Raw genomic sequence first — 19,423 nt, forward strand, 5'->3', positions numbered from 1 at the left:
TGCCGGCCAGCGGCCGGCACTACCGGAGCAGGATCAGGCCGCAGCGCGCGCCTGTGGCATCGACTGCAACTGGAACGCGCCCACCGCTTCGGCCAGCGCGTGTACCTGCGCCTGCATCTGCGCGGTGGAGGCACCAGCCTCTTCCACCAGGCTGGCGTTGCGCTGGGTGCTGGCTTCCATCTGCACGATGGTCTGCTTCACCTGCGCGATGCCGGCATGCTGGTCCTGCGATGCACTGCGGATACCGGCCAGCAGCTCGGCCAGCTGCTGCACGCTGCCAACGATCTCGCCCATCGTGATGCCCGCCTGCTCGGCCTGCTGGTTGCCCTGGCCAACACGCGCCACCGAATCCTCGATCAGTCCTTTGATCTGCTTGGCCGCTTCGGCACTGCGCTGGGCCAGCAGGCGCACTTCCGCAGCCACCACGGCGAAGCTGCGGCCCTGCTCACCTGCGCGCGCAGCTTCCACCGCGGCATTCAGCGCGAGGATGTTGGTCTGGAAAGCGATGCCATCGATCAGCTGGGTGATGTCGCCGATCCGCCGCGAGGCCTCGCTGATGCCATGCATGGTTGCGACCACCTGGCCGACGGCCTCGCCACCGCGCTGGGCCACCCCGGCCGCCCCCTGCACCAGGGCATCGGCGCGGCCCGCGGCATCGGCATTGCGGCCAACGGTGTCGGTCAACTCGTGCATCGACGCTGCCGTCTCTTCCAGGTTGGCCGCCTGCTGTTCGGTACGCTGCGACAGATCATGGTGACCGGCAACGATCTCACCCACACCGGTGTCGAGGCTGGACGTCGCCTGCTGGATGCGGGTGACGATGCGGCCCAGTTGCGCGACCGTGGCGTTGGCATCGTCGCGCATGCGTGCGAACACGCCCTGCAGCTCACCTTCCATGCGCACGCTGAGGTCACCACGGGCCAGCGCCGCCAGAAGCGCCTGCAGATCGCCGAGGTTGGTCTCGAAGGTCGCCAGCAGGCGGTTGATGCTGGTCGACAACGTGCGCACGAAGCCCTGTTTTCCCTCCAGCGCGATGCGGCCGTGCAGGTCGCCATGTGCGGCGGCGTCGACCAGTGCTGCCACTTCGGTTTCCAGCAGCGTTTCCAGCGCGCGGCTGCGCCACTCCACTGCCACGCCGAGGAAATGCCCTTCGTCGGTGATGGCATTGGCGATCAGCTGGTAGCGCACGCCGGCATGGCCGATCTCGCGCTCCTCGCGCTGGCGTACGCCGGCCAGGCTGGCCAACGCCGGATGCAGGCGTACCGCGTCGCTGCCCACCAGCGCTTCGTTCGTCAGTTCAAGCAGCTGCAGCAATGCCGGGTTGGCGTAGGCGACCTGCCCTTCCGCATCGATCACCATCAGGCCGGTCTGCGCGCTGTCCAATGCCTGGCGCACGCGGGTGTTGCCGCGGGCCACCGCACGCTCGATCTCGATGCGCGCGCGCAGGCGCTGCTGCATGTCGACCAGGCGCTGGGCCAGTTGGCCGATCTCGTCGTTGGCGTTGTAGACGCGCAGGGTGGTGTCGAGGCGGTCGTCGGCGATGTCGCTGGCGAAGCGCAGGGTGTCCTGGATCGGCCGGCGCACCGCACGCAGCACCAGCACCAGGCTGGTGATCAGCACGCCGGCCACCAGCAGCAGGGTCAGTGCGAACAGCACGCTCATGGTGCGCGCGCCGGCCTGCTGGCGTGCCTGCGCCCTGGCCAGCGCCGCCACCTGCGCCCGCTGGAATGCGGCCAGTGCAGGCGCTACGTCCGCAGCGGCACCCAGCAGCGACTGCGCTTCCACATCCAGGCCGACACGGGCAGCGGCATACCCCAGCAATGCGGCCTGATACGCCTCCATCCCGGTGCGCAGGGTGTCCTGCACATCCGCAGGCAGGCCCGCCAGCGCGAGGTCGAACGGCAGCTTCTCCTCGCTGGCGCGGTCGGCGTGGGTGGAATCACCGTCGAGCAGCAGCAGTGCCTCCTGCCTTCGCATCTTCTGCAGGGACAGCGCCAGCGCGGGCCGTTGCTGCACATCCACCTGCGCCTGCAGAGTGTCGGCGGCCTGCTGCAGCTGCGCAGCGAGGCCGGCATCACCACGGCCCATCTCGTCGACCCGTTCGAACAGGGCGGCCACACCCTGCGAGAACGCGTCGGCGGCTTCGGTCAGCGCCTGCAGGGCCTTGCGCCGGCCAGCATCCATCGGCATCGCGCGCAGCGCCTGCAGATCGGTCTGCAACGCCTTCTGCGTGGCCAACAGCTGCGCGCGGTCGGCATCATCGAAACTGCGTGCATACTGGGCCTGCAGGCGACGCGCTTCGGCCACCCGCGTGGACAGGCTGGCAGCCAGATCGCTGCCGCGCTGGTAGCTGGCCTGGCTGCGCGCAGCCAGTGCGTTGGCATGGCCAGTCCAGGCGTAGACAGCAGCGATCGCCACCAGGCCCAGGCCGCAGATCCACAGTGTGGCCTTGAGCTTGTTGGCCACGCTGAGCCGATGTGGCTGCAGCCAGCGCAGCAGCCCAGGGGACGCCGAGTGCAACGCAGCAAGGCGCGTGCGCAGGGACCGGAGGTGGGGGACAACGGCCGGCATGACAGACTCCAGGCGGAAAGACGCATCTGTATCGGCCTGACTCAGGACAACTTTAGGGCTTTCTTCGTCTGCGTCCCCCCATCGCTGGTGGACGCGGCCTTTGTACCGGGTGCAGGCGACGGAGGCATGACACGGCCGCCGCGCTTGACCTCAACCCCGGTTGGGGGAGCACAGTGGGCATCCCTCCCCCGCCCGGTGTCTCCATGACGACGCTCGATGTCCCCCGCTACCTGCAGCGCCTGCAGCTGGATGCACCGCCACCGCGGACCCTGGCCGGCCTGACCCTGCTGCAGCAGCGCCACAACGCACTGCTGCCGTTCGAAACCCTCAGCTGCCTGCTGCGCGATGCAGTACCGATCGACCTGGACAGCGTGCAGCGCAAGCTGCTCGACGACCGTCGTGGCGGCTACTGCTTCGAACTCAATGGCGGCCTGCTGGCACTGCTGCAGGCGCTGGGCTTCGATGCACAGCCGTTGAGCGCGCGCGTGCTGCTGGCCGCCCAGGACGGCGAACTGACCGCACGCACCCACCTGCTGCTGCGCGTGCAGGTGGACGGCGATGACTGGCTGGTGGATGCCGGTTTCGGCAGCCTGACCCCGACCGTGCCGCTGCGCCTGCATGATCCGCAGCCACAGGCCACGCCGCACGAGCGCTACCTGCTGCGCCGACTGCCTGGCAACGGTGATTTCGTGCTGTCGGCCGAGTCCCACGATGGCTGGCGGGCGATGTATCGGTTCGACCGGCAGGCGCCGGCACCAATCGACAACGTGGTGGGCAACTGGTACGTGTGCACCCATCCCGATTCCAGCTTCCCCGGCCAGCTGCGCGCATCGCTGACCGGGCCGGACTGGCGCCGCACGATCGGCAGCGGCAACTACACCGAGTACCGCCCCGGCCAGGTACCGGACAAGCGTCCGCTGCACGATGTTGCCGACGTGCGCGAGGTACTGCAGCAACGCTTCGGCATGCAGTTGCCCGAAGACCCGCGGCTTGACCCGGCGATCAATGACTGGCTGCAGCGCTCACGCGCCGAAACCTTGTAGCGCCGAGCCCATGCTCGGCTGAGCTTGGGCTGCTGGGTCAACAGCAGCCGAGCATGGGCTCGGCTCTACGCAACCGCGCGCGCCTGCAGCGCGATACGGTTGCCTTCACTGTCGAAGATCTCGGCCACGCGCCAGTCGCCCGCGTCGGCCGGTCCGAAGCGCAGCGCAGCGCCCGCTTGCAGTGCACGCTCCAGGCTCACGTCCAGGTCATCGACGCCGATGTAGATGCGCGCACCGTGGACGGAGGGCAGATAGTCGGCCCCCCGCACCAGCGCCATGCTGGCACCGGCGGCCTCATCGGAAAACGGCAGGTAGGCCATCCGGCAGTCGTGCTGCAGGATCGGTTCGTCCACCGCCACCTGCAGCCAGTGCTGGTAGAACGTGATGGCCCGGGCCAGGTCAGTGACCGGTATCTCGACGTGCAGGATGGGGTTCATGTCCGCAGGATAACCGGATACTGACACTGCCTTGCAGGTCCGTACTGGCATGCTGAACCGCCCTTTCCCCGCGGAGTCCTGCATGTCCCTGGCCGATCATCGTGGTGCGCTGGCACCGCTGGGCTTCCTGCGCGTGGCCATCAACCTGGGCAACCCTGTGCTGGCACAGGGCGATGCGCGCTCACCGCGCGGTCCATCACTGGAACTGGCGACCGCGTTGGCGCAACGGATGGGCGTGCAGGCCCGCTTCACCTGCCACGACGCCGCAGCCTCGGTGGTTGCCGCGGCCGCCGAAGATGCCTGGGATCTGGCCTTCCTGGCGATCGATCCGGCGCGTGCCGACCGCATCGCCTTCAGCGCCCCCTATGTGGAGATCGAAGGCACCTACCTGGTGCGCGAGGACAGCCCTGCGCAACAGGTGGCCGACCTCGACCGCGAGGGGCTGCGCATCGCGGTGGGCCGCGGTGCAGCCTACGACCTGTTTCTCAGCCGTGAACTGCGCCACGCGATGATCGAGCGAGCCGAGACGTCGGCCGCTGCCATCACCCTGTTCGATCTGCAGCGCCTGGATGCCGCTGCCGGCGTGCGCCAGCCGCTGGCCGCCTGGGCGCAGGCGCATCCCGGCCACCGCGTGCTGGCCGACCGTTTCACCGTGATCCAGCAGGCGGTCGCGGCGCCGGCCTCGCGCCCCGCCGATGCACTGCGGGCGCTGTTCGAGGAAGTGGAAGCGATCAAGGCGGGCCCGTTGCTGGAGGAAGCGTTCGCGCGTGGCGGGCAGGCGGTCACGCTGGTGCGATGAGTTTGGAGTCGAGCCATGCTCGACTCGCCCTCCGCAAGCGCAGTCGAGCGTGGCCCGACTCTACAGATGCAGATGCGATGGTCGAGCATGCCGCGACGCTACGGATGCGCGTCTGCCATGTGTCGCACATGCTCAGCAGCCTGCGCGTGCAACCAGTCGCGAAAGGCGAGGAAGCCGCGATGGCTGGCCGAGCGCTGCGGGTACACCAACCAATGCGGCCACGCCGTCTTCAGGCGCTGGCTGGACAGTGCGACCAGCTGGCCGGAGTCGAGCAGCAGCCTCGCCCGCGTCACTCGGCCGAGGGCCACGCCCACGCCGTCCAGAGCGGCGCGATGGTGCGCCTCCGAATCATCCAGCACCGCCACGAACCGCGCCGGCGCACTCTGCCCACTCAATGCAAACCACGCGCCCCAGGCGCCGTCCGGATCACCCAGCAGCGGCCACTGGTTCAGCGGCACGCGCTCGATCCCTCCCATGCGTTCGATCAGCGCCGGGCTGGCCATCGGCAGCAGCCATTCATCGAACAACGGTTCCACCACCAGGCCCGGCCATTGCCCGCTGCCCAGACGCAGCGCGGCGTCGAACTGGCGCTGCCGCTCGAAATCGACCAGGCGCTCGCTCGACTGCAGGTTGATCTCGATCTGTGGGTGCTCAGCCACGAAATGACCCAGGCGCGGTACCAGCCACGCCGACGCCATCGATGGCACCGCGCTGATCGTCAGTACGTGCTCGGCACGCGCCGCATAGGGCTGGAAGGCTTCGTTGATCGCATCCAGGTGCGGCCCCACCTGGTCGAGCAGGCGCTGTCCCTCCAGGGTGAGCGAGACACCCCGCGGCTGACGGATCAGCAGCGGCTGCCCGAGCCGCTCTTCCAGTTGCCGCATCTGATGGCTGAGCGCGCTGACGGTCAGGTTCATCGACGCTGCCGCACGCGACAGGTTGCCCAGCCGGGCGGCAGCCACGAAGCCCTGCAGGGCATGGAGCGGAGCACGGGACATCAGGCTTGAAATCCTCTCACGTCACGCTTGCGGAAATGTCGCTTCTTGACGCTTCATGCTGCCCGTATCGTGCAATCCACTCAAGTGGAGGCGCGCTCATGAACATCTTCGGCGGTTTGTTGTTCCTGCACGGCCACGTGGCCAGCGCCGAGCTGGCACGCCAGCTGGCCGGCCCGTCCACACCGGCTCCGCCGCGCGCGCTGCAACCGGCCAGGCCGGTTCAGCGGCCGCGAACCCGTTGAACGCTCTTCAACCTGCATACCAGCGTTGGACGTGTTCAGGCAGCCACGGCATTGGATCGATATCCAATGCCCGACAACCGTCGAGGGTGTCCCGCAGCACACCCTCGCCGGGGCCGCCCGGCATCCGCAGGCCTTCCTCTTCCGGAAGCTGCACCGCCGCCCAGTCGTGCAGCCGGTCCATGCGCACGCGCAGCGCAGCCCGCAGCCATGCCTTCAGCGGGAAACAGCGATAGCCCTGTTCGCCCAACGCATCAACCGCGAGCAACAACGCCTGGTTGGCACCACGTACCCACTCGGTGTGGCCTCCGGCCTTGTCCTGGACCGTCATCGGCGCCGGTGCGCGGTGCGCCTTGAACGGCGAACGCAGCTGCAGCTCCAGATCCCGCGCATCGCGCTCGCTTTCCGCTTCCACCAGTGCACCGGCGTCGAGGTCGAAGAACTCGAACCAGCGCCGGTGCAATGCGCTGATGCGTCCGAGCGGATCACGTGAAAAGCCGATCTTCGCGTAGTCTTCCCACGCACAGGGGAAGACATAGGCAAAGACACGACCGTCGATGCGGATATCCGATTGCATGTGCGCAGGCTGCCTCGTCAACAGCCCGGGCGCAACCGGGCGTTACCGTGTGCACTGCGGCGCTTGGGCAGTGCGGCTTCATGCCGCTGCGGACTATCCTTGCTGGCTGTCGCTGTCATCACCGCCGCCATGCCCTCTGCTGCACCTGCCCCCCTACCGGCCTCGTCCATCACTCTGGAAGCGGCCACCTTTGCGGTGATTCACCAGTACAACGCGGACATCGCCAGGCAACCGGCTTCGCTGACCAAGCTGATGACCGCCTATGCGGCTTACGAATGTGTGGAAGAGCGCGGGCGTTCGTGGGACGACGAAGTCCCCATCGCCGCCGACGACGTGCATGCGGTCGCCGACGATGAAACGCGCATGGGCCTGGTGCCCGGCGAGACAATCTCCCTGGCGCGCCTGCTGGAAGGGTTGATGGTGGTTTCCGGCAATGACGCTGCATTGGCGATCGCGCGCCACCTGGACGGATCGCAGGCGGCATTCCTGGAACGCATGAACCGGCACGCACGCCAGCTCGGGCTGGGCAGCACCTGTTTTGCCAGCGTGTCGGGCATCACCACACCGCACCATGCCTCCAGCGCGCGCGACATGGCGGTGCTGGCCGCCCGCCTGTTGAACGATCATCCGCAGATCCTGGCGATCACCGCGCAGCGCGCGTTCGCCCATGGCAGCTTCAACCGCAACAACCAGAACGCCCTGCTCGGCGAAGACGGCGTGGACGGCTTGAAGACCGGCTACACCCAGGCCGCAGGCTTCTGCCTGGCCGCCACCGCGTGCCGGCCAGTACCCGGGCGGGACCAGCCGGTACGGCTGATCACCGTGGTGCTGGGCTCTGCAAGCCGCGACGCGCGCCACGCACTGGTGCGCGACCGGCTGGCCGCGGGATTCGCCGCTCTGGCCGGCGGCTGACCGCTCGTGCGGCTCAGCGCCGCTTGACCGTCGCCACGATCAGCCGCTGCAGCTCGGCCACGGCACCGGCCTTGTCCAACGCGCCGGCAACAACACCCTCTGAAAGGGCTTCAGCCGCACCGAGGATGGCCCAGCGCCCCGCCAGCGACACCGTGCCGCCGGTTGCGAACGGGCCCAGCCAGACCTGGCAGTTGTCGATGAAATCCTGCTGGTAGCGCCGTCGCACCTCATACAGTTCCGGCGCCCCCACCAGCGCGGCGAGGATGCCTTGCACTTCGCTGCCCTGGCTGAGGACGCAGTCGATGTAGCCGGAGGCGATGGCCGCCGCCCGATCGACCAGTTGAGCCCGGGCGCGGCCGATGCGCTCGTGGAAGACCACTGTCTGGCGTCCGTCATAGTCATCGTAGAGCGCCGCCAGCAAGCCATTGCGGGTCACGAAGTGATCGTAGGCCACAGGCTTGGTCACGCCCGCCGCCTCAGCCAGCCGCCCCAGCGTCAACGCTCCGGTACCTTCTCCGCGAACCAGTGCCCAGGCCACATCCAGCAACTGGCGGGTGCGTTGCTCCCGGGTCATTCGGCGGCGCGTGGGGGTGGCGTTGGCGGGCATCGGCGGAGCACGGCGATCAGCGCATCGGAACACCGATTTTACGGCCGATCGCCAGCGCGGTCTGCAGATGCGCTTCAGCGGCACCGGTATCGGCGTCCAACAGCAGGTCGGACGACAGCACGCGTGCGCCGCAATAGTCGAAGATGCCCATGTCGATCTGCGTCCTCATTGCCGCGTCGTAGCCACGACGTTCGACCATGGCTGCGTCGGCGCCGCCCAGCGCCACCAGATGCACATTCAGGCGCTGCAGCTTCTTCACCAGCCTGCCCTGCGCGTCCTGCGCGTAGGCCCAGTCGTTGGTGAACACACGGTCGATCCAGCCTTTCAGCAGCGCCGGGAACGACCACCAGTACAACGGGAACACCAGCACCAGCGTATCGGTGGCATCTAGCCTCGCGTGCTCGGCAGCGACATCGGCGGGTACCGCGCCTGTGCTGCGGAACAACGCCTGGTCCTGCGGGTTGAAGCGCGGATCGAAGCCTTCGGCCATCAGGTCGGCATAGGCCACGGTGTTGCCGGTGTCGGCCGCGGCAATGGCATCACCGATGCGACGCGCCATCGCGTGGGTCAGTGAACCGGGCTCAGGGTGGGCGATGACAATGAGGCTGTGCATGGGGATCTCCAGACATCAATACCTACCAATGGTAAGTATCGATTCCGGGGAAACCAGCGCCACCGATGGGACGCTGTTTTCGCGTCCAACGTATAGTGCGGCGGTTCCCGCTGAGCTGCCCGACGATGCACCGGTATCTGCTTGCCCTTCTGCTGGCCCTGCCGATGGCAATGGACGTTACGCCCGCGCTGGCCGGTGAACTCAGTCCGGAAGACTCGGCCGCATTGCGCAAGGAGGTGCAGGCGATGATGGGCGCCTTCGCCCGTGGCGATACCGAGCTGATCATCGCGCGTACCCATCCCAGCCTGAAGCAGCTGGCCGGTGGCGACGAGGCCTATGCGCGGGCGACCCGCGACACGGTGAAGGCGCTGCGCAAGGCCGGCGTCACCATCATCAGCGACGAGGCAGGCGTGCCGGGCCGCACCTATGCGGCCGGTGACGAGGAAGTCTGCTTCGTACCGCGCCAGTCACTGCTGCGCGTGCGCGAAGCGCCGATGCGCAGCACGTCATTCATGGTTGCTGTGCGACGCGTCGGTACAACGCAATGGCGCTATCTGGACGGCGCGGCGATGCTGGACAACCCGGCACTGCTGCGGCAACTGCTGCCGGCACTGGAGCCGGGCGTGACGCTGCCCAGGGGTGGGATGGAAGCGCTGTAGTCGCAGGCGCGCGTCCATCCACGCCCGGGCTGGATCCATTGCAGGCCTGGGTGTGTGTCAGCGGAACAGCGCGTTCAACGCCGCGCCCGAAGCCGCCTGCTGCAGGCCATCGAAGCGTCCGTCCTGCACGATCGGCTGGGTCGCCTGCATCAACCCACCCCACGCAGCTCGCGCCAGCGCACCGCCCAGGCTGACCCGTCGCACGCCGAGTGCGGCGATGTCCTGCAGGCTCAGCGGTGTCGGTCCACCCACCAGCAGGTTCACCGGCTTCGCCCCCGCAGCGGCGACCACCGCGCTGATCTGTTCGCGCGTGCTGATGCCCGGTGCATACAGCACATCGACGCCGGCCTCGGCATAGGCGCGCAGGCGCTGCAGGGTGTCCTCCAGATCCGGCACGCCAACGAAGAAATTCTCGGCCCGCGCGACCAGCAGCACATCGCCCCCCGCGCGGTCGATGGCCGCACGTGCTGCACACAGTCGCTCGACCGCCTGCCCGATCGGCCGCAGCGGCGCATCGGCCACGCCGCTGGCGTCCTCGATCGACAGCGCCGCGATACCGGTGTCGATGGCCGCCGCCACCGCCTCGCCCACTGCCTGTGGCGTGGCGCCGAAGCCATCACCGAAATCGGCGTTCAACGGCAGCGGTGTCGCGGCCGCCATCAGCCGCAGATGTTCCAGTGTGGCCTGCAGCGAAACCGCCCCATCCGGCCGCCCTTCACTCCAGGCGCAGCCGGCACTGGTCGTGGCCAGTGCCTGGAAGCCCTGCCGCTGCAGGTAGCGGGCGCTGCCCACGTCCCACGGATTGGGCAGCACGAAGCAACCCTGCGCGTGCAGCTGGCGGAAAAACGCGCGCTTTTGCTGTGTGTCGGCATCGGGCGAGATCATGGAAGGTCTCCGGGGCGGCAGACCTGCACCCTAGCCCGCCCAGCGGCCACGCTCAACGACAACGGGGCGCACCTGCATGAGGTGATGCCCCCTGCTTATTGGACGCTGTGGATGCGGGTGCCCGAGCGTGCTTGCCTGCCCACACGATGCCGCCACGGAGCCCTTCATGCACCCGGACCCGCAGACCCTCACCGATGACACCCACTGGGCCGACCTGCTCTCGCCCGCACGCCGACGCCTGATCGCTTCGGCGGGTCTGGCCGCTGGCGGCCTGGCCAGTGCCTCGACCGCCGCCGCAGCACCGCGCGGCAACGACGCGGTGAACACCACCGAGCCTGGCCGCCCCGGCTTCCGGGCCATCGTGCCGCCAGCACCGGAAGGGCGCAGCCCCTGGGGCCAGGCCACGGCCAGCGAACCGACCCCGCGCCCGGCCAGCGTGCGTCCCGGCGAGGCCACCCTGCCCGTGACCCCACGCGCCTACACCGACATCAAGAGCTATCACGCTCACATCTACTTCGATGAGGACAGCTTCGAAAAGGCCGCGCTGCTACGGCGCTGGGCCGCCGAGCGGTTCCCGGTGGAGCTGGGCAACTGGAACCTTGAGCCGCGTGGGCCGCATGTCACGCCCTCGTTCTATTTCGGCTTTACCAACGACCTGCTCCCCGTGCTGGTGCCCTGGCTGCAGCTCAACAGCCTGGGCCTGACCATCCTGATCCATCCCAACACCGGGGACGGCCGCGCCGATCATCTGTATTACGCGTTGTGGGTGAACCGCGCGCAGCCGGTCAATGCCTACAACTGGCCGGCGCCGAAGCCCGGGCAGCCGGAACCGCTGGAAGAGGTGTTCCCGAACGTGGTGCCGACGGTGCCGCTGGAGACCTGACCCGCCTTTCCGGTGGGTGCGTAGCTTGCTGCGCAACCGGGGCCTGCCCTTCGGTGCGTACGTAGCTTGCTGCATATGGAACTTCCTTCATCCACGCATGGCGTGGATCTACTGACCGCCGGCCCCGTCGCCCGCGCTTGGCGCGGATCGACCGGCGTGGCCCTTGCCGCCATCGTCGGCCTACGTGCATCCATCCCCCGCCCGCAAGGCATTCAGCGCGCCTTGATCCGCCGCCCCGCATAGGGCCGCAAGCGCTTCCGCAGATTTCAAACGGTCGATTGAAACGCTGCAAACTTCGCCGAACTGGACAGCATCCGCCGGTTCCGCCAGACTGCCGCCCTTTCCCGTCTTCCGGATCCCATGGCGAAGCTGCTGGTCCTGCACGGCCCCAACCTCAACCTGCTCGGCACCCGCGAGCCGGAGGTCTACGGCCACACCACGCTGGCCGACATCGACCGGGCCCTGGTTGCCCAGGCCTCGGCCGCCGGGCACGCCGTAGAGAGCCTGCAGTCCAACGCCGAGCATGTACTGGTGGACCGCGTGCAGGCCGCACGCAACGACGGCACTGCCTTCATCCTGATCAACCCCGCCGCGTTCACCCACACCTCAGTGGCCTTGCGCGATGCGCTGGCGGCGGTGGCGGTGCCGTTCATCGAAATCCACCTGTCCAACCCGCATACCCGCGAACCGTTCCGCCAGCACAGCTACTTCAGCGACAAGGCGGTGGGCGTGGTGTGCGGCTTCGGTGCCGACAGCTACCGCTACGCGATGGACGCGGCGCTGCTGCGGGTATCCGCCACCTGATTGTCGACCCGGGCGCCCACGGCGCTCTCCTCACCTAGAAGAAACCAAAGAGGCCCTCATGGATCTGCGCAAAATCAAGAAGCTGATCGACCTGCTGGAAGAGTCGAACCTGGCTGAGATCGAAATCAAGGAAGGCGAAGAGTCGGTGCGCCTGTCGCGCGCGCCGGTGGCCGGCTACGCCGCCCCGGTCGCCGCCCCGGTGTATGCCGCTCCGGCCGCTCCGGCGGCGCAGGCGATGCCGATGCAGTCGCCGACCGAAGCCTCCACCGGCGGCACCGCCAAGCCGGGCCCGGCACTGCCGGAAGGCCACGTGCTGCGCTCGCCGATGGTCGGCACCTTCTACGCCTCGTCCGCCCCGGACAAGCCGGCCTTCGTCACCGTTGGCCAGCAGGTCAAGGAAGGCGAGACCCTGGCCATCATCGAAGCGATGAAGATGTTCAACCCGATCGAAGCCGACACGTCCGGCACCATCGTCGCCATCCTCGGCGAGAACGGCCAGCCGGTCGAATTCGACCAGCCGCTGTTCGTGATCGGCTGAGGGGCACGCCATGCTCGACAAAGTCGTCATCGCCAACCGAGGGGAGATCGCGCTGCGCATCCTGCGCGCGTGCCACACCCTCGGCATTCGCACGGTGGCCGTGCACTCCACGGTCGACCGCAACCTCAAGCACGTGGCCATGGCCGACGAGTCGGTCTGCATCGGTCCGGCGCCGTCGCCGCAGAGCTACCTCAACATCCCGGCCCTGATCGCCGCCGCTGAAGTCACCGACGCCCAGGCCATTCACCCGGGCTACGGCTTCCTTTCGGAGAACGCCGACTTCGCCGAACGCGTGGAGGAGTCCGGCTTCATCTTCATCGGCCCCAAGGCCGACACCATCCGCATGATGGGTGACAAGGTCGAGGCCATCCGCGCGATGAAGGCCGCCGGCGTGCCGTGCGTGCCCGGTTCGGGCGGCCCGCTGGGTGAGGACATCGTCGCCAACACCAAGATCGCCCGCGAGATCGGTTACCCGGTCATCATCAAGGCGGCCGGCGGTGGCGGTGGTCGCGGCATGCGCGTGGTGCACGCCGAAGCCTCGCTGAAGACCTCGATCGAAACCACCAAGAGCGAGGCCAAGGCCGCGTTCGGCAATGGCGAGGTCTACATGGAGAAGTTCCTGGAGAATCCGCGCCACGTGGAAATCCAGGTGCTGGCCGACGGCCAGGGAAACGCCATCCACCTGGGCGAGCGTGACTGCTCGATGCAGCGCCGTCACCAGAAGGTGGTGGAAGAAGCGCCGGCACCGGGCATCACCGCCGAGCAGCGCGAGCAGATCGGCAAGGTGTGCGTGGAAGCCTGCATCCGCATTGGTTATCGCGGCGCCGGCACCTTCGAGTTCCTGTACGAGGACGGCCGCTTCTACTTCATCGAAATGAACACCCGCATCCAGGTGGAGCATCCGGTCACCGAAATGGTCACCGGCATCGACCTGGTGGCCGAGCAGCTGAAGATCGCCGCCGGCCAGAAGCTGTCGATCAAGCAGAGTGACGTGGTGCTGACCGGCCATGCCATCGAATGCCGTATCAACGCCGAGGATGCAGAAACCTTCGTGCCGAGCCCGGGCACCATCACCGGCTTCCATCCGCCGGGCGGTCCCGGCGTGCGCGTGGACACCCACATCTACAGTGGCTACCGCGTGCCGTCGAACTACGACTCGATGATCGGCAAGCTGATCGTGCACGGCCCGGACCGCGAAACCGCCATTGCCCGCATGCGCGTGGCACTGAGCGAAATGGTGGTCGATGGCATCAAGACCAACGTCGCGCTGCAGCAGCGGATCATGCGCGACAAGGGCTTCCAGGCCGGTGGCCAGAACATCCACTATCTGGAAAAGCGCCTGGCCGAACGCAAGAACAAGCCGATCGCGCTGACCTGATCGGCGCCGCGTGCTGGACATGAAAAGGGCGGGGATATCCCCGCCCTTTTCCGTTTGCTGCAGCGCCGAGCCCATGCCCGGCGCTACAGCAGGCGCATCAGCGCTTGTCGGCAGCTTCGGCCGGGATCTGCGAGTTCGCCAGCGGACGCACGCCGTTGGGCGAGGTCGGGTCGACGATCACCATGGTCTCGGTCGAACCGTCCGGCCACACCACCTGGAAGGTGCTGCCCGCCGGCAGCGACGCAAACGGCATGCCGCTCTGCGCCCGATAGACCGCGGCCACCTGGCTGGCGCCGGCACGGCGCACGTCTTCCTGCGCCTTCACAGTAGTCAGTTCCACCTTCGACAGATGCCGGTAGCGATCTTCATAGGTATCGATCATCAACAGGCCAACGGCGCCGGCCGAGTAGGCCACGAACAGGGCCACCCAGAACCAGAACTTGGCCCCGTGCAGGAATCGGCGGTAGTTCATTGCTCGTTCCTCTTTCCAACCAATCGCTTGATCCATTCCTTCATCTTCCCAGCGCCCTGCCGCGATACCGCAGCGTCATACACGAAATCCCGGAAATCCTGCGTACCATCCTGCGAACAGATCCCTCCGTTCGCACAAAAACTGTTGACCAGCACACTGTCTGCCCCACACGGTAGACCGAGTTCGCAGGCCGCGAGCCGCCATGCGAGTTCACTGAGCTGCTCGCCCGCCACCAGCCCGCTGAGCGCGCGGTCACCCGAGGCACGCACGCCCATCCCCGGAGCGATGGCCATGAAGGCCTCCGGGTCGCGCGAGGTGCGCACCCGTTCAACCAGGTCACGGCGGTACTCGGGGCTGTCCTGCAGCGGTTCGCCCTCGGCGAACAGCGCAGCCTCGGCAGCCAGGTTGCCCTGTGCAGCCGCCTTGCGCCGTTCGGACAGCACCAGGGCCGTGCCCAGCTTGTCGCCCGGCACGAACCCGCCGCAACGCTGCGCGACGCGTTCGCGCGCCTGCACCATCGCCGGTGCGGCAGTCAGGCCCAATCCGGCCAGCACGTTGTTGTCCAGGCGGTAGCCACCCGGATCGACCGCATACTGCGCGCAATAGTCGTAGACACGGCTGAGCATCCAGCGCGCCTCGTGATTGCCTTCGTCCGCCTGCGCACGCAAACGCTGCGCATAGGCGTAGAGGTCGGTGGCCTCTTCGAGATCAGCGCGGATATCCAGGGGCAGCCCGGACGGCAATGCACCGCCACGCTCGAAGGGTGCCAGCCGGCGCGCGAGCGCCTCCGGCATCACCGGCAGCGGTGCCGCACTGTCAGTGGCCGCCCCCCCAACCGCCAGATCCGCCGAGGCTACCGAAGAAGCCGGAGCATGGCCGCTGGCCCGATAACCGGCCACGCCCAGCACGGCCACGGCCGGCAGCACGAGCAACCAGGTTTTCAGGGTAGGAGCGAAGGCCATCGGCGGCGGCGGGCGATACGGCACACAGGAAAGCACGAAGTTTAGCAAGGCCCGACGGGCGTGTCTGAACGGGCTTCGTTCATCCAGGCACAGCATCTCAGGCAATACGGAGACGCTCCGATGGTCTAGCATGGCCCCTTTCCTGCGATTGCCCCCACCACCATGCCGTTCCTGGAACTGACCCTGCGCTGCACCGAAGCCACCCAGCCCCGCTATGAAAATGCGCTGGAGGACGTGGGTGCACTGGCCGTGACCCTGCTCGATGCCGAGGCCGATACCAGCAACGAACAGGCCATTCTCGAACCAGGCGTGGGCGAGACCCCGCTGTGGGACACCCTGGTGCTGAGCGCGCTGTTCCCCGCCGACAGCAACGCGCTGTTGCTGCTGGCCGCACTGGAATCCTTCGATCCAGAACTGGACTGGAGCAGCGGCAGCTTCCGCGCGGTCGAGGATGAAGACTGGGAACGCGCCTGGCTGGACCAGTTCCAGCCGATGGATTTCGGCAGCCGTACCTGGATCGTGCCGTGGAATCACGAACTGCCCGACGCCGCACAGGCCGCCGACGCCGCCGTGGTACGGCTGGACCCGGGCCTGGCGTTCGGTTCGGGTACCCACCCGACCACCGCACTGTGCCTGCGCTGGCTGGACCAGTTGGCCGTGGATGGCCTGCTGCAGGGCCAGCGCGTGCTCGACTTCGGTTGCGGCTCGGGCATCCTTGCACTGGCCGCGCTGAAGCTGGGCGCCGCTGAAGCCATCGGCGTGGACAACGATCCGCAGGCGCTGGTCGCCACCGCCGACAATGCCGAGCGCAACGGCGAACAGGCCCGCATGCACGTGTACCTGCCGCAGGACGAACCGGCCGCGACCTATCCGATCGTGGTCGCCAACATCCTCGCCTCGGCGCTGGATGCGCTGGCCGAACTGCTGGCCGCACGCGTCGCCGCCGGCGGCCGCATCGCCCTGTCCGGCATCCTGCATGGCCAGGAAGGCGAACTGCTGCAGCGCTACGCGGCCTGGTTCGATGATCTGCAGGCCACCCAGGACGGCGACTGGATGCGCATCACTGGCGTGCGCCGCGCCTGATCGTGGTTGAATGACCGCTGGATCCGAGCCCGCGCCCTGAGCATGTCCGAGCCGAACCCACCCCGCCGCCCCCTGGCCACCTTCCTGCGCAAGACCCCGGAAGGTGAGGTTGCGCCTGCGTCCGATCCGCGCATGCAGGATCAAACCGGGCAGACAACGCCTGTGGAGCAGGTGCAGGCCGGGCCCAGCAATCTGGCGCAACCACCGGCCACACAAATGCGACACGACGATGACGCTGTCATCGTTGCTGAAGCTGCAGCCATCGAACCGGCGCTGGCCGCGGTGCAGGCAACGGCGGTCACCAGCGATGCCCCCAGCTTCCTCGGCAGCGCACGCCAGCGCACGCTGCCAGCCCCCCGCTGGCACTGGCTGCTGGTCGCCGGGCTGGCGTTGTTGCTGGTCCTGCAGAGTGTGCTGGCCGACCGTGCGCGGCTGGCTGCCGACGCCGGCAACCGCGTATGGCTGGGTGCACTGTGTGGCGTGCTGCGCTGCAGCCTGCCCGCCTGGCACGAGCCCGCTGCGTTCACCATGACCAGCCGCGAGATCCGCCCCTTGCCAGGCCAGGCCGGCGTGCTGCAGGTGCAGGCCAGCATCCGCAATGATGCGCGCTGGGCACAGGCGTGGCCGGACCTGCGGCTGTCATTGTCCGATGCCGATGGCCGGGTGATCGGCAGCGGCGTGTTCACGCCCGCGCAATACCTGGGTGAGAACCCCGGCGCAGCCCTGCTGGAACCGGGCCAGAGCGCGCGCGTCGCGTTCCGGGTACAGGAGCCCGCTGCGTCCACCGTCGCATTCACCTTCGACTTTCTCTGACCGGGGGCAGGCGACCAGCCGTGGCAGGCTGGGCACGCTCGCGCTAGACTGGCCGCCACCACCTCGTCCGGCCGCGCGCTCCGCGCGCACGGGCCAACCGAATCGGGAACCCCCTTGAACGCTGTCCTTTCTCGTCCTGACAACAGTCGTGGCGCTCCCCGGCCACCGCTGCGTGAACACGTCGCCCAGTCCGTGCGCCGCTACCTGCGTGACCTTGATGGCTGCGATGCGGACGATGTCTACGAGATCGTGCTGCGCGAGATGGAGATCCCGCTGTTCGTGGAAGTGCTCAACCACTGCGAAGGCAACCAGAGCCGCGCCGCGGCGATGCTGGGCATCCACCGTGCCACCCTGCGCAAGAAGCTGAAGGAATACGGCATCAGCGCGTAAGCGCGCGCGTGGGTGGCGCCAGCCGCTGGCGGGCAACCCAATGATGCACGATGGCACGATGTTGCAGTTGCCGGCCAGCGGCCGGCACTACCGGTAGATCCACGCCATGCGTGGATGGAAGCCGGCAGAATCAACCGCCGCCGCCCGCCTTCCAGTAATACCGCACCACGTGGAAGAACACCGGCGCGGCGAAGCACACCGAATCCAGCCGGTCGAGCATGCCACCATGGCCCTCGATCATGTGGCCCCAGTCCTTGATGCCACGATCACGCTTGATCGCCGACATCACCAGGCCGCCCCAGAACCCCATCAGGTTGATCAGCAGCGACAGGCCGAACGCCTGCAGCGGCGTGAACGGGGTGATCCACCACAGCGCTGCGCCCAGCGCGCTGGCACTCAGCACGCCACCGACGAAGCCCTCCACCGTCTTCGATGGCGACAGCTTCGGCGCAATCAGATGCTTGCCCAGCAGCTTGCCCCAGATGTACTGCAGCACGTCCGAGGACTGCACCACGATCACCAGGAAAGCGAACAGCAATACGTTGCGCGCCGGATCGTAGCCCGGCACGTGCAGGTTCAGCAGCAGCGGCACGTGCGAGATGCAGAACACGCAGATCATCAGGCCCCACTGCACCTTCGCGGTCCGCTCCAGGTAGTGCGTGGTATCACCGCCGATGGTCGACAGGATCGGCAGGAACAGAAACGCATAGACCGGAATCAGCAGCGTGTACATGCCGTACCAGTCGATCCACACCAGGTAGTACTGCCACGGCAGGACGATGTAGAACGCGGCCAGCAGCGCGTAGTAGTCGCCCGAGCGGGTCGGCGCCAGCGTGATGAACTCGCGCAACGCGAACAGCGAGATGATCGCGAACAGCACGATCACCCCGGCACGTCCGAAGAACAGCGCCAGCCCGACCACGATCGCCATCACCCACCAGGCGCGGATGCGTGACACCAGGTTGGCGATGACTGCACTGGGCTGGCCGCGCTGGCGCCAGCGCAGGGTCTCGGCCACCAGCGTGGCCAGCACCAGCACCGCCCCCACACCGGCAAACAGCAGGCCGGTCTGCTGGCCGACACTCTGCGTTGCCAGATCGCCAGATACATCCAGCACGAAACTCATGCACGACCTCCATTCGGCGCCAGGTCCAGCAGCGCCTGTCGGCTGCGGGCCAGGAAGGCGGCCTTGTCCTCGTCAGCCTGCAGCCGCAGCGGCGTACCGAAGGTGGCCGTGCACAGCAGCGGCAGCGGCAGGAACCGGCCCTTGGGCATCACCCGCTTCAGGTTGTCGATCCACACCGGCACGAACTCCAGTTCCGGTCGTTGCCGTGCCAGGTGGTAAATGCCGCTCTTGAACGGCAGCAGCGGCTCATCGCCCACATTGCGCGTGCCTTCCGGAAACAGGATCAGCGAGCAGTCTTCGTCCACGGCCTCGCGCAGTACCTGCAGCGGATCCTGCTGACGATGCCCGGCCTCGCGCTCGACCAGCACACCGTTGAACACCGCGTCGATCAGGTAGCGACGCAGGCCGTCGCGCTGCCAGTATTCGGCCGCGGCCACCGGGCGCACCTGCCGTCGCAATGCCGGTGGCATCGACGACCAGATCAGCACGAAGTCACCATGGCTGGCATGGTTGCCGTAGTACACGCGACGCTCGCTGGACGGCGCACAGCCGATCCACAGCGCGCGGGCGCCGGTCACCACATGGATCGCGCCACTGCAGGCGCGGGCAATCAGTTCGGCAAGCATCGGTCCCT

General features: G+C 67.7%; 23 protein-coding genes. 12 read left to right on the top strand and 11 right to left on the bottom strand.

Going from position 1 to position 19,423, the window contains the following annotated elements; genetic code table 11:
- Window positions 1–33 precede the first annotated feature (33 nt).
- Window positions 34–2,571 (bottom strand): methyl-accepting chemotaxis protein, encoded by a 2,538-nt coding sequence (locus tag O0J15_RS01610; RefSeq protein WP_308304979.1) that lies wholly within the window; start codon window positions 2,569–2,571, stop codon window positions 34–36.
- 203 nt (window positions 2,572–2,774) lie between these two features.
- Between O0J15_RS01610 and O0J15_RS01615 the strand changes: the two genes are divergently transcribed.
- Window positions 2,775–3,614 (top strand): arylamine N-acetyltransferase, encoded by an 840-nt coding sequence (locus O0J15_RS01615; RefSeq protein ID WP_111102229.1) that lies wholly within the window; start codon window positions 2,775–2,777, stop codon window positions 3,612–3,614.
- A 65-nt stretch (window positions 3,615–3,679) separates the two neighbouring features.
- Here the strand turns inward: O0J15_RS01615 and O0J15_RS01620 are convergent, their stop codons facing one another.
- Entirely contained in the window at window positions 3,680–4,051 is a 372-nt protein-coding gene (locus O0J15_RS01620; protein ID WP_134730086.1) for a VOC family protein, read from the bottom strand.
- Between the two features lie 82 nt (window positions 4,052–4,133).
- Here O0J15_RS01620 and O0J15_RS01625 point away from each other — a divergent pair, with 82 nt between their 5' ends.
- Entirely contained in the window at window positions 4,134–4,850 is a 717-nt protein-coding gene (locus O0J15_RS01625) for a transporter substrate-binding domain-containing protein (protein WP_134730088.1), read from the top strand.
- Window positions 4,851–4,948: 98 nt separating this feature from the next.
- Here O0J15_RS01625 and O0J15_RS01630 read toward each other — a convergent pair whose 3' ends face one another.
- Window positions 4,949–5,848 (bottom strand): LysR substrate-binding domain-containing protein, encoded by a 900-nt coding sequence (locus O0J15_RS01630; RefSeq protein ID WP_134730090.1) that lies wholly within the window; start codon window positions 5,846–5,848, stop codon window positions 4,949–4,951.
- Window positions 5,849–5,946: 98 nt separating this feature from the next.
- Between O0J15_RS01630 and O0J15_RS01635 the strand changes: the two genes are divergently transcribed.
- Window positions 5,947–6,090 (top strand): hypothetical protein, encoded by a 144-nt coding sequence (locus O0J15_RS01635; protein WP_167692756.1) that lies wholly within the window; start codon window positions 5,947–5,949, stop codon window positions 6,088–6,090.
- A 7-nt stretch (window positions 6,091–6,097) separates the two neighbouring features.
- Here O0J15_RS01635 and O0J15_RS01640 read toward each other — a convergent pair whose 3' ends face one another.
- Window positions 6,098–6,664 carry a GIY-YIG nuclease family protein gene (locus O0J15_RS01640; protein WP_021203266.1) on the bottom strand — a complete coding sequence of 189 codons (567 nt, stop codon included), beginning with the start codon at window positions 6,662–6,664 and terminating at the stop codon, window positions 6,098–6,100.
- A gap of 129 nt (window positions 6,665–6,793) precedes the next feature.
- On the opposite strand from O0J15_RS01640, the gene O0J15_RS01645 reads away from it, so the two are divergent.
- Window positions 6,794–7,576 carry a D-alanyl-D-alanine carboxypeptidase family protein gene (locus O0J15_RS01645; protein WP_134730132.1) on the top strand — a complete coding sequence of 261 codons (783 nt, stop codon included), beginning with the start codon at window positions 6,794–6,796 and terminating at the stop codon, window positions 7,574–7,576.
- A 13-nt stretch (window positions 7,577–7,589) separates the two neighbouring features.
- Here the strand turns inward: O0J15_RS01645 and O0J15_RS01650 are convergent, their stop codons facing one another.
- Both O0J15_RS01650 and O0J15_RS01655 read right to left on the bottom strand, forming a co-directional pair.
- Window positions 7,590–8,183 (bottom strand): TetR/AcrR family transcriptional regulator, encoded by a 594-nt coding sequence (locus O0J15_RS01650; protein WP_021203264.1) that lies wholly within the window; start codon window positions 8,181–8,183, stop codon window positions 7,590–7,592.
- 16 nt (window positions 8,184–8,199) lie between these two features.
- Window positions 8,200–8,796 carry an NAD(P)H-dependent oxidoreductase gene (locus O0J15_RS01655; RefSeq protein ID WP_019660820.1) on the bottom strand — a complete coding sequence of 199 codons (597 nt, stop codon included), beginning with the start codon at window positions 8,794–8,796 and terminating at the stop codon, window positions 8,200–8,202.
- A gap of 125 nt (window positions 8,797–8,921) precedes the next feature.
- Between O0J15_RS01655 and O0J15_RS01660 the strand changes: the two genes are divergently transcribed.
- On the top strand, window positions 8,922–9,455 hold the full coding sequence (locus O0J15_RS01660; protein ID WP_049407907.1) for a hypothetical protein: 534 nt from the start codon (window positions 8,922–8,924) through the stop codon (window positions 9,453–9,455).
- 57 nt (window positions 9,456–9,512) lie between these two features.
- Here the strand turns inward: O0J15_RS01660 and O0J15_RS01665 are convergent, their stop codons facing one another.
- Window positions 9,513–10,340, bottom strand: coding sequence for an isocitrate lyase/phosphoenolpyruvate mutase family protein (locus O0J15_RS01665; RefSeq protein WP_308304980.1), 828 nt, complete (start codon window positions 10,338–10,340; stop codon window positions 9,513–9,515).
- Between the two features lie 166 nt (window positions 10,341–10,506).
- Between O0J15_RS01665 and O0J15_RS01670 the strand changes: the two genes are divergently transcribed.
- The 4 genes from O0J15_RS01670 to accC all read left to right on the top strand — a co-directional run bounded on the left by O0J15_RS01670 (window position 10,507) and on the right by accC (window position 13,943).
- The gene (locus O0J15_RS01670; RefSeq protein WP_308304981.1) at window positions 10,507–11,223 is read left to right on the top strand and encodes a DOPA 4,5-dioxygenase family protein; all 717 of its coding nucleotides are present in this window, start codon (window positions 10,507–10,509) and stop codon (window positions 11,221–11,223) included.
- Between the two features lie 360 nt (window positions 11,224–11,583).
- On the top strand, window positions 11,584–12,027 hold the full coding sequence (gene aroQ / locus O0J15_RS01675; protein WP_134730096.1) for a type II 3-dehydroquinate dehydratase: 444 nt from the start codon (window positions 11,584–11,586) through the stop codon (window positions 12,025–12,027).
- Window positions 12,028–12,085: 58 nt separating this feature from the next.
- Window positions 12,086–12,565: an acetyl-CoA carboxylase biotin carboxyl carrier protein gene (accB, locus tag O0J15_RS01680; protein ID WP_019660824.1), complete on the top strand. Its 480-nt coding sequence runs from the start codon at window positions 12,086–12,088 to the stop codon at window positions 12,563–12,565.
- A gap of 10 nt (window positions 12,566–12,575) precedes the next feature.
- Complete coding sequence (gene accC / locus O0J15_RS01685; protein WP_019660825.1) at window positions 12,576–13,943, top strand: acetyl-CoA carboxylase biotin carboxylase subunit; 1,368 nt, start codon at window positions 12,576–12,578, stop codon at window positions 13,941–13,943.
- Between the two features lie 97 nt (window positions 13,944–14,040).
- Here the strand turns inward: accC and O0J15_RS01690 are convergent, their stop codons facing one another.
- Window positions 14,041–14,415: a hypothetical protein gene (locus O0J15_RS01690; RefSeq protein WP_010481078.1), complete on the bottom strand. Its 375-nt coding sequence runs from the start codon at window positions 14,413–14,415 to the stop codon at window positions 14,041–14,043.
- The gene (locus O0J15_RS01695; RefSeq protein ID WP_021203258.1) at window positions 14,412–15,377 is read right to left on the bottom strand and encodes a hypothetical protein; all 966 of its coding nucleotides are present in this window, start codon (window positions 15,375–15,377) and stop codon (window positions 14,412–14,414) included. The genes O0J15_RS01690 and O0J15_RS01695 overlap by 4 nt, the downstream gene beginning before the upstream one ends.
- Window positions 15,378–15,539: 162 nt before the next feature.
- Here O0J15_RS01695 and prmA point away from each other — a divergent pair, with 162 nt between their 5' ends.
- The 3 genes from prmA to fis all read left to right on the top strand — a co-directional run bounded on the left by prmA (window position 15,540) and on the right by fis (window position 17,663).
- Window positions 15,540–16,460 (top strand): 50S ribosomal protein L11 methyltransferase, encoded by a 921-nt coding sequence (prmA, locus tag O0J15_RS01700; RefSeq protein WP_026347109.1) that lies wholly within the window; start codon window positions 15,540–15,542, stop codon window positions 16,458–16,460.
- Between the two features lie 42 nt (window positions 16,461–16,502).
- Entirely contained in the window at window positions 16,503–17,273 is a 771-nt protein-coding gene (locus tag O0J15_RS01705) for a DUF3426 domain-containing protein (RefSeq protein ID WP_134730098.1), read from the top strand.
- A 114-nt stretch (window positions 17,274–17,387) separates the two neighbouring features.
- Complete coding sequence (gene fis / locus O0J15_RS01710; protein ID WP_005419706.1) at window positions 17,388–17,663, top strand: DNA-binding transcriptional regulator Fis; 276 nt, start codon at window positions 17,388–17,390, stop codon at window positions 17,661–17,663.
- Window positions 17,664–17,793: 130 nt separating this feature from the next.
- Here the strand turns inward: fis and O0J15_RS01715 are convergent, their stop codons facing one another.
- Window positions 17,794–18,789, bottom strand: coding sequence for a phosphatidate cytidylyltransferase (locus O0J15_RS01715; RefSeq protein WP_021203256.1), 996 nt, complete (start codon window positions 18,787–18,789; stop codon window positions 17,794–17,796).
- Window positions 18,786–19,415: a 1-acyl-sn-glycerol-3-phosphate acyltransferase gene (locus O0J15_RS01720; RefSeq protein ID WP_021203255.1), complete on the bottom strand. Its 630-nt coding sequence runs from the start codon at window positions 19,413–19,415 to the stop codon at window positions 18,786–18,788. Before O0J15_RS01720 ends, O0J15_RS01715 begins: the two co-directional genes overlap by 4 nt.
- Window positions 19,416–19,423: the final 8 nt, after the last annotated feature.

Origin of the sequence: Stenotrophomonas sp. Sm10 (genome assembly GCF_030985515.1) — a bacterium.
GTDB classification, from domain to species: domain Bacteria; phylum Pseudomonadota; class Gammaproteobacteria; order Xanthomonadales; family Xanthomonadaceae; genus Stenotrophomonas; species Stenotrophomonas hibiscicola.

What these genes read in the sequence shown, in the direction of transcription:
- O0J15_RS01655 (WP_019660820.1), bottom strand. Translation starts at nt 8,796, where the DNA reads ATGCACAGCCTCATTGTCATCGCCCACCCTGAGCCCGGTTCACTGACC.
- O0J15_RS01720 (WP_021203255.1), bottom strand. Translation starts at nt 19,415, where the DNA reads ATGCTTGCCGAACTGATTGCCCGCGCCTGCAGTGGCGCGATCCATGTG.
- O0J15_RS01645 (WP_134730132.1), top strand. Translation starts at nt 6,794, where the DNA reads ATGCCCTCTGCTGCACCTGCCCCCCTACCGGCCTCGTCCATCACTCTG.
- O0J15_RS01640 (WP_021203266.1), bottom strand. Translation starts at nt 6,664, where the DNA reads ATGCAATCGGATATCCGCATCGACGGTCGTGTCTTTGCCTATGTCTTC.
- O0J15_RS01630 (WP_134730090.1), bottom strand. Translation starts at nt 5,848, where the DNA reads ATGTCCCGTGCTCCGCTCCATGCCCTGCAGGGCTTCGTGGCTGCCGCC.
- O0J15_RS01615 (WP_111102229.1), top strand. Translation starts at nt 2,775, where the DNA reads ATGACGACGCTCGATGTCCCCCGCTACCTGCAGCGCCTGCAGCTGGAT.
- O0J15_RS01635 (WP_167692756.1), top strand. Translation starts at nt 5,947, where the DNA reads ATGAACATCTTCGGCGGTTTGTTGTTCCTGCACGGCCACGTGGCCAGC.
- O0J15_RS01660 (WP_049407907.1), top strand. Translation starts at nt 8,922, where the DNA reads ATGCACCGGTATCTGCTTGCCCTTCTGCTGGCCCTGCCGATGGCAATG.
- prmA (WP_026347109.1), top strand. Translation starts at nt 15,540, where the DNA reads ATGCCGTTCCTGGAACTGACCCTGCGCTGCACCGAAGCCACCCAGCCC.
- O0J15_RS01670 (WP_308304981.1), top strand. Translation starts at nt 10,507, where the DNA reads ATGCACCCGGACCCGCAGACCCTCACCGATGACACCCACTGGGCCGAC.
- O0J15_RS01705 (WP_134730098.1), top strand. Translation starts at nt 16,503, where the DNA reads ATGTCCGAGCCGAACCCACCCCGCCGCCCCCTGGCCACCTTCCTGCGC.
- O0J15_RS01620 (WP_134730086.1), bottom strand. Translation starts at nt 4,051, where the DNA reads ATGAACCCCATCCTGCACGTCGAGATACCGGTCACTGACCTGGCCCGG.
- aroQ (WP_134730096.1), top strand. Translation starts at nt 11,584, where the DNA reads ATGGCGAAGCTGCTGGTCCTGCACGGCCCCAACCTCAACCTGCTCGGC.
- accC (WP_019660825.1), top strand. Translation starts at nt 12,576, where the DNA reads ATGCTCGACAAAGTCGTCATCGCCAACCGAGGGGAGATCGCGCTGCGC.
- O0J15_RS01650 (WP_021203264.1), bottom strand. Translation starts at nt 8,183, where the DNA reads ATGCCCGCCAACGCCACCCCCACGCGCCGCCGAATGACCCGGGAGCAA.
- O0J15_RS01690 (WP_010481078.1), bottom strand. Translation starts at nt 14,415, where the DNA reads ATGAACTACCGCCGATTCCTGCACGGGGCCAAGTTCTGGTTCTGGGTG.
- O0J15_RS01625 (WP_134730088.1), top strand. Translation starts at nt 4,134, where the DNA reads ATGTCCCTGGCCGATCATCGTGGTGCGCTGGCACCGCTGGGCTTCCTG.
- O0J15_RS01610 (WP_308304979.1), bottom strand. Translation starts at nt 2,571, where the DNA reads ATGCCGGCCGTTGTCCCCCACCTCCGGTCCCTGCGCACGCGCCTTGCT.
- accB (WP_019660824.1), top strand. Translation starts at nt 12,086, where the DNA reads ATGGATCTGCGCAAAATCAAGAAGCTGATCGACCTGCTGGAAGAGTCG.
- O0J15_RS01715 (WP_021203256.1), bottom strand. Translation starts at nt 18,789, where the DNA reads ATGAGTTTCGTGCTGGATGTATCTGGCGATCTGGCAACGCAGAGTGTC.
- O0J15_RS01665 (WP_308304980.1), bottom strand. Translation starts at nt 10,340, where the DNA reads ATGATCTCGCCCGATGCCGACACACAGCAAAAGCGCGCGTTTTTCCGC.
- O0J15_RS01695 (WP_021203258.1), bottom strand. Translation starts at nt 15,377, where the DNA reads ATGGCCTTCGCTCCTACCCTGAAAACCTGGTTGCTCGTGCTGCCGGCC.